This is a genomic window from Streptomyces sp. BRA346, assembly GCF_052851135.1.
In genome coordinates this window covers 1-1064 of sequence record NZ_JAIWIH010000178.1, presented here as the reverse complement: position 1 = coordinate 1064, position 1064 = coordinate 1, and the positions used below count along the sequence as shown (strand labels likewise).

The 1064-nt window shown below is 69.3% G+C and carries 1 protein-coding gene; it reads right to left on the bottom strand.

What is annotated here, in order from left to right:
- On the bottom strand, positions 1 to 1064 hold a 1064-nt coding region (locus tag LCH29_RS44010; protein ID WP_446467298.1), incomplete at both ends, for a condensation domain-containing protein.

The following is a 1064-nucleotide window of genomic DNA, read 5'->3' as shown; positions in this document are numbered from 1 at the left end:
CGCCGATCAGGTGGTGCATCAGCACCATCAGCAGCCACCGGTCGTTCGGCTCGTCGTAGGCAGTGACCACCCGCAGCAGCGGCGCCTGCTCCAAGTCCAGCCGGTAGCGCCGAGGGTCGAAGCGGGCCTGGAGCTGGGCCACCGCGTCTTCGTCGGCGTCGAGGGTCACTTCCTCGACCGGCGCCTCGACGTGCCGCCGCACCACCTGGACGGGCTGCGGCAGGCCCTCCCCGACGACGGCGGTCCGCAGGATGTCGTGGCGGCTCACCACGGTCTGCAACGCGTGGGCGAAATCGCCGATCCATTCGCGCGAGGGCACGGCGGACACGCTGGAGAGTAGGTAGGCGTCGCCTTCGCCGCCCATGAGGTGGTGGAAGAAGATGCCTTCCTGGAGCGGGGCGAGGGGGTAGATGTCCTGGATGTTCCGGGCTCCGCCGGGGACCGTGGACACGACCTTGGCGATGTGCTCTTCGGTCAGCTCGACCAGGGGCAGCATGGCGGGCGTGATGGCCTCGGCGTCGGCCGGGATGGCGTTGGGTGGCACCTGGACTTCGGTGCCGCCTCCGGCGGCCACCGCGGTGGCGAGTCCGGCGATGGTGGGAGTGGTGAAGACCGCCCGGACGTCGCAAGAGAGGCCTGCCTGCCGCATCCGTTCCACCAAGGAGACGGCGAGGAGGGAGTGGCCGCCGAGTTCGAAGAAGTCGTCGTCGCGACCGATGCGCTCCACGCCCAGCAGGTCCGCCCAGATGGCGGCCAGCGACTCCTCAACGGGGCCGACGGGCGCCTGGTAGCCGCGGGTGACCACTGCGTCGCCGTCGGGGGCTGGCAGTTTGTCGCGGTCGACCTTGCCGTTGGGGGTGAGTGGCAGGGCGTCGAGCGCGACGAAGGCCGAGGGCACCATGTACGACGGCAGCACCTTGTCCAGTGCGTCGCGCAGGGTCTCGACGTCGATGGTGGTGTTGGGGACGTAGTAGGCGTTGAGGCGGTCGTCGTGTGCGATGACGATGGCTTCGCGGATGGTGTGGTGTTCGAGGAGTCGGGCTTCGATTTCGCCGAGTTCGATG